We start from the raw sequence: 16,321 nt of genomic DNA, 5'->3' as shown, positions 1-16,321 counted from the left end.
GGACGGCGGGCCGCAAGGCTCGCCGTTTTTCTTTGCGTATTCGCATGTCATGGAGATGTCATGGAGTACGCCCTTGCAGCGTCTATAGTGGCGTTCGGACTTTTCTTCACCTGCGAGGCGCATGATGGCTCTGAGCCTGGACGACATCGCCGTGCTGTTCACGCGGCACGGTCACACCCAATACACCGGCGAGCCGGTCACGCAACTGGAGCATGCGTTGCAATCAGCTTGGCTGGCAGAGCAGGAGGGTGCGGCCCCCAGCCTGATCGTGGCAAGTCTCCTGCACGATCTCGGCCATCTGCTGGAAGACCTGGGCCAGACGCCTACCCTGGCCGGTATCGATGACCTGCACCAGTACCGCGTTCTGCCCTTCCTGCGCGGCCTGTTCGATGACGCCGTGCTGGTCCCCATCGCGCTGCATGTGGATGCCAAGCGCTACCTGTGCGCCACCGATCCGGATTACTTCGCCCAGCTCTCCGCCGATTCGGTGCGCAGCCTGCAATTGCAGGGCGGGATCTTCGATGTGGAACAGGCTGCGGCGTTCATTGACCGGCCCTATGCAGAGGAGGCGGTCAGGTTGCGGCGCTGGGATGATCGTGCCAAGACGGCAGGGTTGACTACGCCCGATTACGCCCACTTTGCCGGCTACTTCAGCCAGTGCCTGCGGGCCTCGGCCAAGAGCGGCCGCCCTCAGGACAGGCAAGCCTTCCGATAGGCCGACGGGGTGGTGCCGCGCAGCTTGCGCAGCGCATGGGTCATGGCGCTCTGATCGCCATAGCCGCAGCGCTGGGCAATCAGGGCCAGCGGCAGGCTGCTCGTGCGCAGCAGCTGGCAAGCCCGGGCTACCCGCACTTCGGCCAGCCAGGCGCGCGGCGAGGTGTGCAGTTGAGCACGAAACCATTCATGCAGGCGGCTCGGCGAGATCGCCGCCAGCTCGGCCATCTGCGCCACCGTCCACGGATGTTCTGCCCGCGCTTCCACGCGCGCCAGCATCAGGTGCAGTCGCGAGAGCGTGCGGGGTGGCTGCTGCGTGAGCGTATCCAGCAGCAAAGGCACCCAATGCTGCAGCACCGTGTCGGCCGGGCGCGTATGTGCCAGCGAGACGGCCATGAATTCCACCAGCCTTCCCGCTGCCGCCGACAAGGGCAGGAAAGGGCGTTGCGCCAGCACCTCCAGTTGCAGGCTGCTGACCGTGGCCGGGGCCAGGTCCAGCACCAGCGAACGATTCTCACCGCCCGCACGGGTGGCATGGCGGGCTCCGGGCTCGACGAAGGCGGCCGTGGCGGTATCGGCCAGACCTTCGCGGCCGGCGATGTCCATCGCCAGGCGGCCCGTCAGCGGGAGCACCAGTTGCGCAAAATCATGCCGGTGCGCCAGCGATTCGTCGCGATAGCTGCGCAGATGCAGCTGCGCCAAGGAGGCGGCAGTGTCAGCAGGCGGCAGAGAGGGCTGGGTCATGGTGCGGACGAGGACGGGCAATGCTCGCATGATAGCGGACTTCGATAGCCGGATTTACGCTATTGCTTTCATATGGCTTCGGTGTGAGCTGAATAGATTTGCCTGACATCCGTGTTTGCGGGCAGCAAGAAAAAGCCGCCGGGCTGGTGCGACGGCGGCTTCGAGAGGGGCGTCAGGGCGGGTGAACTTTACTGCATATGCCAGCCATGACTGACTACCACGGACTGGCCGGTCAGGGCATTGGTCGGGAAGGCCGCCAGGAAGACAGCGGTCTGGGCCACGTCCTGGGTGGTGGTGAATTCGCCGTCCACGGTGTCTTTCAGCATGATCTTCTTGATGACTTCCTCTTCGCTGATGCCGAACTCCTTGGCCTGCTCGGGGATCTGCTTTTCCACCAGCGGGGTGCGTACGAAGCCGGGGCAGATCACGTTGCTGCGGATCTTGTCCTTGGCGCCTTCCTTGGCCACCGTCTTGGCCAGGCCCAGCAGGCCGTGCTTGGCGGTGACGTAGGGTGCTTTCAGCGGCGAGGCCAGGTGCGAGTGCACCGAGCCCATGTAGATGATGGAGCCGCCACGGCCCTGCTTGATCATGGCCTTCATGGCCGCGCGCGTGGTCAGGAAGGCGCCATCGAGGTGGATCGCCAGCATCTTGCGCCAGTTCTCCAGCGACAGTTCGGTCACCGGGCTGATGATCTGGATGCCGGCATTGCTGATCATGATGTCCAGTCCGCCATAGGTGTTCACGGCATCGGCCACGCCCTTGTCGACCTGGGTTTCATCGGTCACGTTCATGGCCACGGCCATGGCGGTGCCGCCATTCTTGACGATCTCTTCAGCCGTGGCCTTGGCCGCTTCCAGGGCCAGGTCGGCGATGACCACCTTGGCGCCCTGCTTGGCGTATTCGAGCGCGATTTCCTTGCCGATGCCGCTGGCCGAACCGGTAATGAGAGCGACTTTATCCTTGAGTAGCATGATCTTCCTTTATGTTTCGAGTTGACGGACATTGCAAAGCTCGGCCGCCACGACTGCCCGCGCTGCTGCGCTCGACACTGCATGGCGGCCATCAATCCCTGGTTTCGATGAACTGCGCATCGAAAGATTCCACGGGTGCCGAATCGTCCTTGCACCCGTTTTCCTTGCCCTCGCGCGTACGCCTGCTCCCGACAGGGAGGTCTCCCGGCGCCGCTTTGTCACGCCATTGTAACGCCGGGCAGCTTCTTGTTGCTGCACCGCCAAAAGAGCCGCAAAGGTCATGTGCGTGAAACATTCGCTGGTTAGTCTGTGCAGCGTTATCCCGGGGACATCGGCTGTTTCTCGAAAATTATCAATCAATTCTTCGTCTTCATTCGAGACAGCCGCAATTCTGAGGGGGATACCGGAAGCAGGTCGGTCGAGCTCGCTTATGTTGTTTGGCTGACCTGGCTGAAGTCTTCCAAGGTCTCCTTCAAACATCACCACAAAGGACAATGCATGAGACTGCTTACCATTCCTGCCGATGCCAATCCGAGTTTTGCCAAGCTCAATCTGAGCCTGGCGAGCACCCCGGAAGAAGTGCGCGAAGTACAGCGCCTGCGCTACAAGGTCTTCATCGAAGCGATGAACCTGTCGGCCCTGGCCAACCCGGAAGGCCTGGACAAGGATGAGTTCGACGACTACTGCGATCACCTGATCGTGCGCGACAGCAAGACCCTTTCGGTGGTCGGCACCTATCGCGTGTTGAGCCCGCACGGTGCGCGCCGCATGGGCAAGTTCTACTCGGAACAGGAATTCGATCTCTCGCGCCTGGACAACATCCGCGGCGTCATCGCCGAAGCCGGCCGTGCCTGCATCCACCCGGACTACCGCAGCGGCGGCGTCATCATGATGCTGTGGGCGGGCATTGCCGCCTACATGCGCAAGGAACGCTGCGAATACCTGATGGGTTGCGCCAGCGTGAGCCTGGCCGATGGTGGCCACAATGCTGCTGCGCTCTACCACGCTTTCCGCGAGAAGAACCTGGCCCCGCCGGACTATCGCGTCACGCCGCTGTTGCCCTTCCCGCTGGAAGACCGCCAGGCCGGCGTCGAACCGCAGATCCCGCCGCTGCTGCGCGGCTACCTGCGCAGCGGTGCCTGGGTGTGCGGCGAACCGGCCTGGGATCCTGATTTCCACTCGGCCGATTTCTTCCTGCTGCTGCCGCTCTCCAAGCTCGACAGCCGCTATGCCCGCCACTACCTCAAGGATTCGAGGACCGCATGAAGCCACGCGAACAGTTCATGGAAAAAGCCCAGGGGCTGTTCGCCGACCTGGGTCCCGACCAAGACGCCGGTGATGACGAAGCCAAGCGCGATCCGCTGCGCTTTCGCACCATCTGGATTTCCGACATCCACCTGGGCACCACCGGCTGCCAGGCCGAGCGCCTGCTGGAATTCCTGCGCGCCACCGAATCCGAGACGCTCTATCTCGTGGGCGACATCATCGACGGCTGGCAACTCAAGCGCCGCTGGTACTGGGACCAGTCCCACAACAACGTGGTGCAGACCGTGTTGAAGAAAGCCAAGAAGGGCACCAATGTCATCTTCGTCCCCGGCAACCACGACGAAGTGATCCGTCAGTTCATCGACCTCGATTTCGGCGGCATCAAGATCCGCGACGAACTGGTGCACGTGACCGCCGAAGGCAAGCGCATGCTGGTGCTGCATGGTGACCGCTTCGATGGCGTGATCGCCTGCGCCAAGTGGCTGGCCTATGTGGGCGACAGCCTCTACACCATGATCCTCAAGTTCAACCAGTGGTTCAACAGCTGGCGTGCCCGTGCCGGGCTGCCGTACTGGTCGCTCTCGCAGTACCTCAAATCCAAGGTCAAGAATGCGGTGAACTACATCACCTCCTTCGAAGACGCACTGGCCGACGAGGCCAAGAAGAAGGGACTGGATGGCGTCATCTGTGGCCACATCCACAAGCCCGAGATCCGCGACATCGGCGGTGTGGTCTACTGCAACGATGGTGACTGGGTGGAGAGCCTGTCGGCCCTGGTGGAAGAGCCGAACGGCGAACTGCGTCTGGTGACCTGGCAGGAAATCATGCAGAAGAAACGCGCTGGCAAGGAAGCGCGCCAGGCCGCACGCGAACTGGCCACCGCCTGAGGTTGGTCGGTTCATCGCGAATCATATCGTTTATATTGTTTATATAGTTTATGCGCATTGCCATCATCAGCGACGCCGGAGAGCCGCAAGTCAACGGCGTCGTCAACACCTTGCGCTCCACCGTGCGCTGCCTGCGCGGTTTCGGCCATGAAGTGCTGCTGCTCTCGCCGCGCGACTTCCGCACCTTCGCCTGCCCGACCTACCCGGAAATCCGCCTGGCCTACAAGCCCTATGCCCGCATCGCGGCAGCGCTCGAATCCTTCCAGCCGGACTGCATCCACATTGCCACCGAAGGGCCGATGGGACTGGCGGCACGTCGTTACTGCCTGCGCCACAAGCTCAGTTTCACCACCGCCTATCACACCCGCTTCCCGGAATATCTGGCCGCGCGCAAGCTGCTGCCCAAGGCCATCACCTATGGCCTGTTGCGCTGGTTCCATGGCCGTTCCGAAGCCATCATGGTGCCGACTCCGGCCATGAAGACGGCGCTGGAAGAAGAGGGTTTCCGCAACGTTGTCCTGTGGGGGCGGGGCGTGGATACCAGCCACTTCCGTCCGGCCTCGGAAGACCATGCCTGCATCGAACGCCCGCTGTTCCTGTACGTCGGCCGGGTGGCGGTGGAAAAGAATATCGAAGCCTTCCTCAAGCTGGACCTGCCCGGCACCAAGTGGGTGGTCGGCGACGGCCCGCAACTGGAAGACCTGACGGCACGCTATCCGGAAGTGCGCTTCCTGGGCGCCAAGGGGCATGATGAATTGCCGGCCTATTACAACTGTGCGGACGTCTTCGTCTTCCCCAGCAAGACCGATACCTTCGGCCTGGTGCTGCTGGAAGCCATGGCCTGTGGCATCCCGGTGGCGGCCTATCCGGTCGAAGGGCCCATCGATGTGGTCGACAACGGTGTCTCCGGTGTGCTGCGCCACGATCTCCATCAAGCCTGCCTGCAAGCCCTGAAGCTGGACCATGAAGCCGTGCGCGCCCATGCGGCGACGCGCTCCTGGGAGTCCGCGACCCAACAGTTCCTGCAGCATCTGCACCTGGCGCACCGCAGTGCGCCGGACCAGGCCGCCACCATCAAGCCGCTGCGCGAGAGCCGCTGATCCCTGGCGCAGACGCGGCTGCCCGAGGGCGGTTGCGTGTGCTGTGGACTCCTGATCTTCTCCTTTTTTGTCCTGCGTTTTCCTGCCGTCCGGCGTCGTCGCTGGCCAACCGGCAGCGCATGCTTCGCATCGTTGGAACGGTTTTTGCTCGACCTCAAAAGTCACGTGTACGGGTGGATTTACAGTGACGACGCCGAGGCATCGAGCAGACGAAAACAAACGAACAGGAGGGGGATATGAGGACATTGCTTGCCAATCTGAAACTGTGGCAGAAGTTTGCCTTGCTGGGCGGTCTGGGCATGTTGCTCTTTGGCGTGCCCACCGCTTTGTATCTACAGAGCAGCGAACGGGTGATTCGCTTCAAGCAGGAAGAGATCGCGGGTGTACAGCCCATCCAGCGCCTGTTGCGCAGCCTGCAACTGCTGCAGCAGCATCGCGGCATGTCCGCCGTAGTGCTCAACGGTGCGCAGCAGACCGAAGCGGCGCGCCAGGCCAAGGCAGGGGAAGTCGACCAGGCCCTGCAGGCGCTGTTGCCGGACCTGCAGGGCTTGCAGCAGTCCGATCCGGCAGCCGTGACGCTGTTCATGGCGCAGCGCGATGCCTGGGTCAAGGTGCGCGATGCGGTGGCCGCCCGGCAACTGACGGCGCCCCGCAGTTTTGCCGCCCATAGCGCAGTGATCATGGCCTTGTTCGATCTCAACGATCGCATGCTCGATCATTATCGCTACACCGTCGATCCTGATTTCGACAGTACCCAGCTCATCAATGCGGCCTTCATCGCCATGCCGGGCGTGACCGAGGATCTGGGCCGCGCCCGTGCGCGCGGCGCCACCCTGTTGCTGAAGAAGGAAGTCCGTCGCGAGGACCGTCTGGAACTGGTGGCCCTGCTGGAGCGCGCCCAGGATCGCCTGGACATGGCCCGCAAGGCCTTCGCCAAAGCCGTCATCGCCAGCCCGTCACTGGAGGCGCAACTGGGCAGCAGCATGGCCAGCGCCGGCCAGCTGGGCCAGGAGGTCATCAAGCTGGCGCGCGAGCAGGTACTGCTGCCGCAGGAGCCGGGCTATGACGCGCAGACGTATTTCCAGCGCTTTACCCAGGCCATCGACGTGCAATTCAAGACCATCGCGGAGGTCACGGCAGTGCTGGCGACCCGGCTGGACCAACAGAACGCTGCCCTGCGCCGCGAGCAACTCACGGTGCTGGCCGCCATCCTCCTGCTGGCGTTGCTGGCGGCCTGGCTGGGCGTGCTGATCACACGCTCGGTCACCCGGCCGCTGCAAGCCTCGGTGGCGCTGGCCGGGCGGGTGGCCAGTTACGACCTGACCGCTCGCAGCCCGGTGCAGGGCCGCGACGAATCGGCGCAATTGCTGGGCTCGCTCAATGCCATGACCCGCAGTCTGGGCGGCATCGTCATGCAGGTGCGCAGCAGTGTTGAGCTGATGCAGCATGCCAGCGGCGAGATCGCCCTGGGCAATGCCGATCTCTCGCGCCGGACCGAAGCCCAGGCCTCCAACCTGGAGGAAACCGCCAGCGCCATGGAGCAGCTCACCTCGACAGTCCAGAACAATGCCGAGAACGCCCGCCAGGCCGATCAGCTGGCCGGTTCCGCCGCACGACTGGCCGAGCAGGGCGGTGTCGTGGTCGATGGTGTGGTCACCACCATGACGCAGATCCGGGAGAGTTCGCGGCGCATCGTCGAGATCATCGGCGTGATCGACGGCATTGCCTTCCAGACCAATATCCTCGCGCTCAACGCCGCAGTGGAAGCGGCCCGCGCCGGTGAGCAGGGCCGCGGTTTTGCGGTGGTGGCCTCCGAAGTCCGCTCGCTGGCGCAACGCAGTGCGGCCGCCGCCAAGGAAATCAAGGAACTCATCGGTGATTCGGTTCAGAAGGTCGATGCCGGTGGCCGACTGGTCGACCAGGCCGGTGCCACCATGGGCGATATCGTCGGATCGGTGCGGCAGGTGGCAGGCATCATGAGCGAGATCACCCAGGCCAGCCAGGAGCAGAGCAACGGGATCACCCAGATCTCCGATGCCATCGCCCAGATGGAAGCCATTACCCAGCAGAATGCCGCCCTGGTGGAGCAGGCTGCGGCCGCTTCGGAAAGCCTGCAGCAACAGGCCGAGGTGCTGCGCGAGGCGGTGGCGGTGTTCCGCACCGAAGGGGCATGATCGGCTGAAGACAAGGGTTCTCTGGTATTTTCTTTAACTATGCAAAACAAACATGCCGACATGCTCACAAAGCATTGGCATGCCGACCAGCGCCTCTTCTAAGATGCGCCACGCTCGCGTGCGCCTGTTGCCGCGTCCATGACAAAAAGACCATGAGGGACCATGCCTGCTCCGCCGTATGCGGCAGGGCAGGCATGAATCATGCTCCTGCGTGAGCGCAAGAACACGCAATTAAAAAGAGCAACGTGCGCGGTGCCTCTGTGCCCGTGCCGACATCTGCAGCATTGTCGACGTTTGCGTTACCAGGAAGAGAGCATCCATGATCCAACATCTCAAGATCGGCAGTCGCCTGGCCTTCGGCTTCTGCCTCATCCTGCTGCTGGCCACCGCCATCCTGCTGATCGGTCTGTGGCGCATGGCCGAGCTGGAAAACAGCAGCGAATACGTGATTGACCAGAAGGTCAGCGCCATGACCGCCGCCATGAACATGCGCGAGGCCGGCAGCCAGCTGGCCCTGGCTCTGCGCAAGGTGGTCACGCCCACCGACGCCGCCGAGGGCAAGGCCGAGGATGCCCACCTGGGGCAGATTCTGAAGGCCTATGCCGGTTATGAACAGCAGATCACCGCGCTCTCTACCGAGGGGCAGGGCAAGTCATTGCTGGCGGCCACCAATGATCAGAGCAAGAAGCTGTTCCCGCTGGTCGAGCAGATCCGCCAGCAGGTGGCCAGCAACAATTACTTCGATGCCGCCCAGCAGTTGAAGAGTGATTTCCTGCCTGCCCACGACAAGTGGATGGCCAGCGTGGCCGCGCTGGCCGCGTTCCAGCAGGAGGACATGAAGCAGGCCCACGCCGAGGCCAAGGACAGCTATCGCAAGGCCCAGATCGGCATGCTGGCCATGGGAGGGCTGACGCTGGCGCTGGGTTTCTTCCTCACCTTCGTCATCACGCGCTCCATCGTCAATCCGCTCAAGCGTGCCGGACAGATTGCGGAAACGATTTCCCGTGGCGACCTGAGTCACGACTTCCACGACCGGGGCCGCGATGAAGCCGCGCAACTGGTCAATGCCCTGGATGCCATGCAGGGCAATCTGGCCAGCACGCTCAACGAGGTCAAGGAAAGCGCAGCCGTCATCGCCGTGGCTTCGCATGAAATCGCGCGCGGCAACGTCGATCTTTCCAACCGCACCGAGTCGCAGGCCTCCAGCCTGGAAGAGACCGCCAGCTCGATGGAGCAGCTCACCTCCACCGTGCAGCAGAACGCCGCCAACGCGCAGCAGGCCAACCAGCTGGTGCTGTCGGCCTCGGACTACGCCACCAAGGGCGGCCGCGTGGTGGGCGATGTGGTGGCCACCATGGGATCGATCAAGGAAAGCTCGGGCAAGATCGTCGACATCATCGGTGTCATCGATGGCATCGCCTTCCAGACCAACATCCTGGCCTTGAATGCCGCCGTCGAAGCCGCGCGGGCGGGCGAGCAGGGCCGCGGTTTTGCGGTGGTGGCCTCCGAAGTGCGCGGGCTGGCCCAGCGCAGTGCCGCCGCCGCCAAGGAAATCAAACAACTCATCAGTGACTCGGTGGACAAGGTCGATGCCGGCGGCAAGCTGGTCGACGAAGCCGGCGCCACCATGAGCGAGATCGTGGCCTCGGTCAAGCACGTGGCCGACATCATGGGCGAGATCACGGCCGCCAGCCAGGAGCAGAGTGCCGGCATCGCCGAGGTCAACAACGCCATTGCCCAGATCGACGAGATCACCCAGCAGAATGCCGCCCTGGTCGAGCAGGCCGCCGCCGCCGCCGAAAGTCTGCAGGAGCAATCCGATGTGCTGGCCCGTGCGGTGGGCGTGTTCAGGCTGAAGACGGCGCAGCAGGTGCCACCGCAGAAGTCGGCGTTCGTACCGACCATGAGCGGTCCGCCAGCGACACGCACCATCAACCCGGCAGCGGCGGTGAGCGCGGCGAAGAGTCCGCCGGTGGCTGCTCTGCCGGCTGCGGCGAGCGCGGCCAAACGCAAGCCTGCCGCCGTGACGCGGGATGATGATTTCGAGGAATTCTGATCGGCTGTGCGGTGGTCCGACTGTATTGGTCGGTGAATTCATGATGTAACTTCAGTGAACCGTCAATCAACAAAAAATCAACAGCAATGCAGCTCAGCGTGCAAGCGCCGCTACCCGTGAAGGTGGCGGCGCTTTTTTATTTTCAGCGGGTGGCAAGCACGTTTCGTGAGAATTCAAGATAATTGCGAAGTTGCCGTAAAGCTATATCAAACGTTGCAGACGGATCGTTCCGGCAAGGGGCGGGCGGTCAACTGCAGCACCGGGGGGAAAGAGCGCGACGTCGCGCAAGTGGCCACACAGGCCCTGCGACGATCACGCCAGTTGCGCGCAGCCCGCTGCCCCCGGGGATCCGCAGAACGGCATCTTTCCCTTCATCCACCGGAACCAGTCCATGTCCCTCAAGAACCTCTCGATCAAGGCGCAGCTTGCCATTGCCGTCCTTGTGCTTTCCCTCCTGCTGCTGGCGCTGGGCCTGTCGGGCCAGCTGGGCATGTCTGCGGCCGTGAGCATCAACCGCCAGCTTTCCGAAGAACGCATTCCCAAGACCGTTGCCGCCGACAATACCCTGATCTGGATCGGCCGCCAGCGTACCTCGCTGGACCAGGCCGCCATGACCAATGACCCCGCCTGGGCCGAGCGCATGATGGGCATGGATGCCAATGCGCGAAAGGAAGCCCAGCAGTGGTGGGGCAAGTACACCGCGCTGCCCCAGACCGAAGACGGCAAGGCCCTGGTCAAGAAGGTCTCCGACGGCATCGAGAAGACGGAGCAGGAACTGGCCCGCTTCGCCGAGGTGATCAAGGGCGGTGACCGCCAGGCCATCGCCGACCAGGCGCGCAAGGTCGGCACCATCTATACCGTCATGCAGCTCGACGGCCAGGCCCTGAGCAAGTATGAGACCGAGCAGGCGGCCCAGAGCGTGGAATCGACCATGGCGCGCTTCGAAGCCTCGCGCCTGTTCTCCATCGTGGCCATCGTCGCCGGTCTGCTGCTGGCTTTCTTCAGCTGGTGGTCGCTGCGTCGTGCCATCGGCGAGCCGATGCAGCGCGCATTGCATCACTTCGATGCCATTGCCGGCGGCGACCTGACCCAGCCGGTGCATGTGCATTCGAAGAATGAAATGGGGCAGTTGCTGCAAGGGCTCTCACGCATGCAGGAGAGCCTCACGCGTACCGTGCACGCCGTGCGCGGCGGCAGCGATGCGATTGCCACGGCCACCCGCGAGATCGCCTCGGGCAACCTGGACCTGTCCGCGCGTACCGAGCAGCAGGCCGCCGCGCTGGAGGAAACCGCTTCCAGCATGGAAGAGCTGACCAGTACCGTGAAGCACAACGCCGACAATGCCCGCCAGGCCACCACACTGGCAGTCAATGCTTCCACCATCGCCGCCGACGGCAATACCGTGGTGGGCCGCGTGGTGCAGACCATGGAAGAGATCCGCGAGAGTTCGGCACGCATCACCGACATCGTCAGCATCATCGACGGCATCGCCTTCCAGACCAATATCCTGGCCCTCAATGCGGCGGTGGAAGCCGCGCGCGCCGGTGAGCAGGGGCGCGGTTTTGCCGTGGTGGCCACCGAGGTGCGCGCGCTGGCGCAGCGCTCCTCCAGCGCCGCCAAGGAAATCAAGGAACTGATCATGCACTCGGTGGAGCGCGTACAGGCGGGCTCCGAGCTGGTCGGCCAGGCCGGCGACACCATGAACGACGTGATCCAGGCGGTGCAGCGCGTGACCGACATCATGAGCGAGATCTCGGCAGCCTCCAACGAGCAGAGCGCCGGCATCGATCAGGTCTCGCGGGCGGTCACGCAGATGGATGAAGCGACCCAGCAGAATGCTGCCCTGGTGGAACAGGCCAGTGCCGCCGCCAAGTCGCTGGAACAACAGGCTCAGGCGCTGATGCAGGAAGTGGCGATCTTCCGTGTGGGGCAGGGCGAGACGGCAACTGTGCGGCCCCCGGTCCAGGCACAGCGCCCGGCGCCCAAGCCGGTCGCCACGCCAGTCAAGCCTGCAGCACCGGCATCGGCGTCGTCGGCGCCGCCCAAGGTCGCCCCGGTGCTCAAGCGGGCGGCCTTGCCGCCGGTTGCGGACAACAAGGCCAAACCAGCCTCACGCGCCCCGAGCGGGGGCGATGACGGCGACTGGGAAACCTTCTGAGGCCGTCCGTTTTTTTGCAATTCACTTCACCTCTCTGCATGAAGCATCGCCGCAGCCCGCCTGGACGGGGTGCGGCGATTTTTTTGTTCACTTTGGGGCTATGGCGGCTTGATCCAGCCATCCGATGCGGCTTTCAACGGGGAGGATGCTTGCCGGGACTGTTCAGCAATTCGGGTGCGACCACGGCCTTGAGATAGTTGGTGGTGATATCTCCACGCTCGCGCTGGGCGATCCACCATACATTGCCCTTGCGCAGGGACCACTCCTGTGGCTGGCCCGAGATCAGGCGCGCGGCCACCTGTCCCAGCGTCGGCTGGTGGCCCACGATGAGCACCGGTTCGCGGCTGTCGGGCCAGTTGGCCGCGCGCAGCAGGTCGTCGGCGCTCATGTTGGGGGCCAGGTCGGCCACCACCTTGTACTTGCGCTTCAAGGCTTCCACCGTCTGCAGGGTACGCGTGGCCGGACTGACCAGGATGCGGCAGCTTTCGGGCAGGTTGCGGTCCAGCCATTCGGCCATCTTGGCGGCCTGCTTGTGACCCTTGGGGGTCAGGGCGCGGCCCTCGTCGGGCTCACCCAGCTCGGCCTCGGCATGACGCCACAGAATCAGGTCCATCTCAGCTCCTTGAGGAAATCAGCAGGCGGCCACCGGCAGCATCACACAGGTTCTTCCGGTGGTGTCGCCGGAATGCCCAGCGTGGTCATCAGGTGCTGCTGGGCGTTGAAACACTGCTGCTTGTTGCGCGCTTTCTTGAGGGTGTAGACACCGTTGACGTCAAGGTGCCAGGCGTGGGTGTTGTCCTTCAGGTAGGGATTGAGTCCTTCGTTGATCACGCGCTTCTTGAGGACCTTGTCCAGCACCGGGAAGGCGACTTCGATGCGGCGGAACAGATTGCGGTTCATCCAGTCCGCGCTGGCCAGGTAGACATCGTGCTTGAGGTCGTTGCGGAAGTAATAGATACGCGAGTGTTCCAGATAGCGCCCGATGACGGAACGCACCTTGATGTTTTCCGACAGCCCCGGCACGCCCGGACGCAGCGCGCAGGCGCCACGCACGATCAGGTCGATCTTGACGCCGTCGGCCGAGGCCGCATAGAGCGCGCGGATCACGGATTCATCCAGCAGCGCATTCATCTTGGCAATGATGCGGGCAGGTCGTCCCTCGCGGGCGATCTGGCTCTCGTTGCGGATGGCACGGATGATTTCCTTCTGCAGCGAGAACGGCGCCAGCCACAGGTGCACGAGATTGCGCGGCTTGGTCAGGCTGGTGAGATGGATGAAGACTTCGTTGACCTCGGCCGTGAGCTCCTGGTTGGAGGTCAAGAGGCCAAAGTCGGTGTAGAACTTGGTGGTGTTGGGGTGATAGTTGCCCGTGCCCAGGTGCGCATAGAAACGCAGGTTCTGGTCCTCGCCACGGCGGATCACCAGCGCCAGCTTGGCGTGGGTCTTCAGACCGACCACGCCGTAGACGACCTGGGCGCCGGCCTGCTCCAGCTTCACCGCCCAGTTGATGTTGGCTTCCTCGTCGAAGCGCGCCATCAGCTCCACGATCACCGTCACTTCCTTGCCGTGTTGGGCGGCGTAGATCAGGGCTTCCATCAGGTCCGAGTTCATGCCGGTGCGGTAGATGGTCTGCTTGATGGCCAGCACCCGTGGATCATGCGCAGCCGTGCGGATGAAGTCCACCACCGGCTGGAAGGACTGGAAGGGGTGGTGCAGCAGCACGTCCTTCTTGTCCAGCGCGGCGAAGATGTTTTCATTGGCCAGCTGCGGCGGCAGGGTGGGGGAGAAGGGCGGGAAGCGCAGCTCCGGCTGGTTCACCAGATTGGCGATCTCACCCAGGCGCACCATGTTCACCGGACCCTGCACCGCATAGAGACGGTTGCGCTCGATGTTGAACTGGTTCAGCAGGAACTGCGCCAGGTGTTCCGGGCAATTGGCCGCCACTTCCAGGCGTACCGCCACGCCGAACTGGCGACTTTGCAATTCGGTCTCCAGCGCCTGGCGCAGGTTCTTGACCTCTTCTTCATCGACCCACAGGTCGCTGTTGCGGGTGACGCGGAATTGCGAATAGGCGGTGATGTCGCGGCCCGGGAAGAGGTCCGCAATATGCGCATGGATCACCGAGGACAGCAGGCAGAACGACGACTGCCCCTTGGCCGACAGATGGTCCGGCAGCTTGATCACGCGCGGCAGCACACGCGGTGCCTTGACGATGACCACCGCCGTGCCGCGTCCGAAGGCATCCTTGCCGGAGAGCTCGATGATGAAATTGAGGCTCTTGTTGTGCACCTGCGGGAAGGGGTGCGCCGGATCGAGCCCGATGGGGGTCAACAGCGGGCGCACGTGCTGTTCGAAATAGTGCTTCACCCAGGCGCGCTGGGCATCATTGCGGTCGTCATGGCGCAGCAGGTGGATGCCATTGGCGGCCAGCTGCGGCAGGATCTCATCGTTCAAGAGTTCATATTGGCGCGTGACGATGCGGTGGCATTCTGCGCTGGTACGTTCCAGTGCGGCGCGCAGTTCGGGCGGATCGATGTTTTCGCCCTCGATGCGATTGGCCAGCAGGCTGGCGATGCGCACTTCAAAGAATTCATCGAGATTGCTGCTGCAAATGCACAGATAGCGCAGGCGCTCCAGCAGCGGCACGCTGTCGTCTTCGGCCTGGGCCAATACGCGGCGGTTGAAGGCCAGCTGCGACAGTTCACGGTTGAGGTAAATCGTATTGGCAGGAAGTTCAGGTTGGGTACTGCTTTCCGGCTTTGCTTTTCTGGTCATCAATGGTCCCTGTCCATCCACTTTGAGCGGGCAGTGTATTTAGGAGGTATGACGAGTTTATGACAACACCTGAGAGGCCTTGTCACACTTTCCCAGTATAAATCCATCTCAATATGATGACAAAATCATATTTGTCAGACGGCAACCCTGCCTGCTGCCCGCCCTGGGGCAGGACATCAAACTGTCAGGAAAGCCGCATGGCGCCTGGCAAACTGGGTTTTCGGGCGCTTGCCCGAGTTCGCCTGAAGTGATCTTTCTGATAGTTATCGACCTGCTGCGATCTGATCTGGATGACAAGTTCGGGTCATAAACTCGTCACAATAGCTGGTTAAAGTTCGCCCTGTCTCGAAAGTCATCCCTCTCGATGTGATGTTTCTCGGTGACTATCCTCTCTTCAAAATCATAGGAGTAGCAGAAATGGGGTTTAACCATCTGATCAAGTCTGTTGCAATCGCAGTAGCTGGCGCGTTCGCCTTCAGCGGTGCAGTGCATGCAGCAGAAATCACTGGCGCTGGCGCCTCCTTCCCGTACCCGGTCTACGCCAAGTGGGCCGAGCAGTACAAGGCCGCCACCGGCAACAGCCTGAACTACCAGTCCATCGGCTCTGGCGGCGGTATCAAGCAGATCAAGGCCAAGACCGTCGATTTCGGCGCTTCCGATGCCCCGCTGCCGCAAACTGAACTGGCTCAAGCCGGCCTGACCCAGTTCCCCGCCGTGGTGGGTGGCGTGGTCCCCGTGGTCAACCTGGACGGCGTGACTCCCGGCCAGATCAAGCTGTCGGGCCAGGTCCTGGGCGATATCTACGCCGGCAAGATCACCAAGTGGAATGCACCGGAAATCACCGCCCTGAACCCGGGCGTGAAGTTGCCGGCTGAAGACATCACCGTCGTCTACCGTTCGGACGCTTCGGGCACTTCCTACGTGTTCACCTCCTACCTGTCCAAGGCCAACGCCGACTTCAAGAGCAAGATCGGCGCCGGTACTGCCGTGAAGTGGCCCACCGGCGTGGGTGGCAAGGGTAACGAAGGCGTTGCCGCCAACGTGCAGAAGGTCAAGGGCGCGATCGGCTACGTCGAGTACGCCTACGTCAAGAAGAACAAGCTGAACTACACCCAGCTCAAGAACAAGGATGGTCACTTCGTCTCCCCGGACGACACCTCCTTCAAGGCTGCTACCGCCCACGGTGACTGGGCCAAGACCCCTGGCTTCGCCGTTGATTTCACCGACGCTGCCGGCAAGGATTCCTGGCCGATCTCCAGCGCCACCTTCATCCTGCTGCACAAGCAACAGGATGGCGATGGCGCCAAGGGCAAGGAAGTCCTGAAGTTCTTCGACTGGGCCTACAAGAACGGTGGCAAGACTGCTTCCGAACTGGACTACGTGCCCCTGCCGGAATCGGTCACCAAGCTGGTGGAAGAGTCCTGGAAGAGCAACTTGAAGGACAGCAGCGGCAAGGCCATCTGGTAATTCCGGCCA

Annotated in this window: 13 protein-coding genes; 8 read left to right on the top strand and 5 right to left on the bottom strand. The window is 62.8% G+C overall.

Annotated elements, in window-relative coordinates:
- The first annotated feature begins 124 nt into the window (after nucleotides 1-124).
- Entirely contained in the window at nucleotides 125-715 is a 591-nt protein-coding gene (locus HNO82_RS13805; protein WP_008326592.1) for a phosphonate degradation HD-domain oxygenase, read from the top strand.
- Here HNO82_RS13805 and HNO82_RS13800 read toward each other — a convergent pair.
- The 3 genes from HNO82_RS13800 to HNO82_RS22115 all read right to left on the bottom strand — a co-directional run bounded on the left by HNO82_RS13800 (nucleotide 691) and on the right by HNO82_RS22115 (nucleotide 2,924).
- Complete coding sequence (locus HNO82_RS13800) at nucleotides 691-1,458, bottom strand: helix-turn-helix transcriptional regulator (RefSeq protein WP_175344111.1); 768 nt, start codon at nucleotides 1,456-1,458, stop codon at nucleotides 691-693. The genes HNO82_RS13805 and HNO82_RS13800 overlap by 25 nt on opposite strands.
- A 188-nt stretch (nucleotides 1,459-1,646) precedes the next feature.
- Nucleotides 1,647-2,429: a 3-hydroxybutyrate dehydrogenase gene (locus tag HNO82_RS13795; protein ID WP_008326594.1), complete on the bottom strand. Its 783-nt coding sequence runs from the start codon at nucleotides 2,427-2,429 to the stop codon at nucleotides 1,647-1,649.
- A 9-nt stretch (nucleotides 2,430-2,438) separates the two neighbouring features.
- The gene (locus HNO82_RS22115) at nucleotides 2,439-2,924 is read right to left on the bottom strand and encodes a hypothetical protein (RefSeq protein WP_217509916.1); all 486 of its coding nucleotides are present in this window, start codon (nucleotides 2,922-2,924) and stop codon (nucleotides 2,439-2,441) included.
- A gap of 3 nt (nucleotides 2,925-2,927) precedes the next feature.
- On the opposite strand from HNO82_RS22115, the gene HNO82_RS13790 reads away from it, so the two are divergent.
- The 6 genes from HNO82_RS13790 to HNO82_RS13765 all read left to right on the top strand — a co-directional run bounded on the left by HNO82_RS13790 (nucleotide 2,928) and on the right by HNO82_RS13765 (nucleotide 12,070).
- Nucleotides 2,928-3,695 (top strand): GNAT family N-acetyltransferase, encoded by a 768-nt coding sequence (locus HNO82_RS13790; RefSeq protein WP_175344110.1) that lies wholly within the window; start codon nucleotides 2,928-2,930, stop codon nucleotides 3,693-3,695.
- On the top strand, nucleotides 3,692-4,582 hold the full coding sequence (locus HNO82_RS13785; RefSeq protein WP_008326597.1) for a UDP-2,3-diacylglucosamine diphosphatase: 891 nt from the start codon (nucleotides 3,692-3,694) through the stop codon (nucleotides 4,580-4,582). Before HNO82_RS13790 ends, HNO82_RS13785 begins: the two co-directional genes overlap by 4 nt.
- 50 nt (nucleotides 4,583-4,632) lie before the next feature.
- Nucleotides 4,633-5,682 (top strand): glycosyltransferase family 4 protein, encoded by a 1,050-nt coding sequence (locus HNO82_RS13780; protein ID WP_175344109.1) that lies wholly within the window; start codon nucleotides 4,633-4,635, stop codon nucleotides 5,680-5,682.
- Between the two features lie 236 nt (nucleotides 5,683-5,918).
- Complete coding sequence (locus HNO82_RS13775; RefSeq protein ID WP_175344108.1) at nucleotides 5,919-7,856, top strand: methyl-accepting chemotaxis protein; 1,938 nt, start codon at nucleotides 5,919-5,921, stop codon at nucleotides 7,854-7,856.
- Between the two features lie 319 nt (nucleotides 7,857-8,175).
- Entirely contained in the window at nucleotides 8,176-9,912 is a 1,737-nt protein-coding gene (locus HNO82_RS13770; protein ID WP_175344107.1) for a methyl-accepting chemotaxis protein, read from the top strand.
- Between the two features lie 391 nt (nucleotides 9,913-10,303).
- Nucleotides 10,304-12,070, top strand: coding sequence for a methyl-accepting chemotaxis protein (locus HNO82_RS13765; RefSeq protein ID WP_175344106.1), 1,767 nt, complete (start codon nucleotides 10,304-10,306; stop codon nucleotides 12,068-12,070).
- Between the two features lie 133 nt (nucleotides 12,071-12,203).
- Here the strand turns inward: HNO82_RS13765 and sixA are convergent, their stop codons facing one another.
- Together sixA and ppk1 are read right to left on the bottom strand one after the other, a co-directional pair.
- Nucleotides 12,204-12,683, bottom strand: coding sequence for a phosphohistidine phosphatase SixA (gene sixA / locus HNO82_RS13760; protein ID WP_008326603.1), 480 nt, complete (start codon nucleotides 12,681-12,683; stop codon nucleotides 12,204-12,206).
- 41 nt (nucleotides 12,684-12,724) lie between these two features.
- On the bottom strand, nucleotides 12,725-14,845 hold the full coding sequence (gene ppk1, locus HNO82_RS13755) for a polyphosphate kinase 1 (protein ID WP_175344105.1): 2,121 nt from the start codon (nucleotides 14,843-14,845) through the stop codon (nucleotides 12,725-12,727).
- A 417-nt stretch (nucleotides 14,846-15,262) separates the two neighbouring features.
- Here ppk1 and pstS point away from each other — a divergent pair, with 417 nt between their 5' ends.
- Complete coding sequence (pstS, locus tag HNO82_RS13750; RefSeq protein WP_175344104.1) at nucleotides 15,263-16,312, top strand: phosphate ABC transporter substrate-binding protein PstS; 1,050 nt, start codon at nucleotides 15,263-15,265, stop codon at nucleotides 16,310-16,312.
- The last annotated feature ends 9 nt before the right edge of the window (nucleotides 16,313-16,321 follow it).

Origin of the sequence: Herbaspirillum sp. C9C3, assembly GCF_013359625.1 — a bacterium.
Lineage (GTDB): Bacteria > Pseudomonadota > Gammaproteobacteria > Burkholderiales > Burkholderiaceae_D > Herbaspirillum.
Note: the sequence above shows the minus strand (reverse complement) of the source record. Positions and strands in the feature narration are given on the sequence as shown.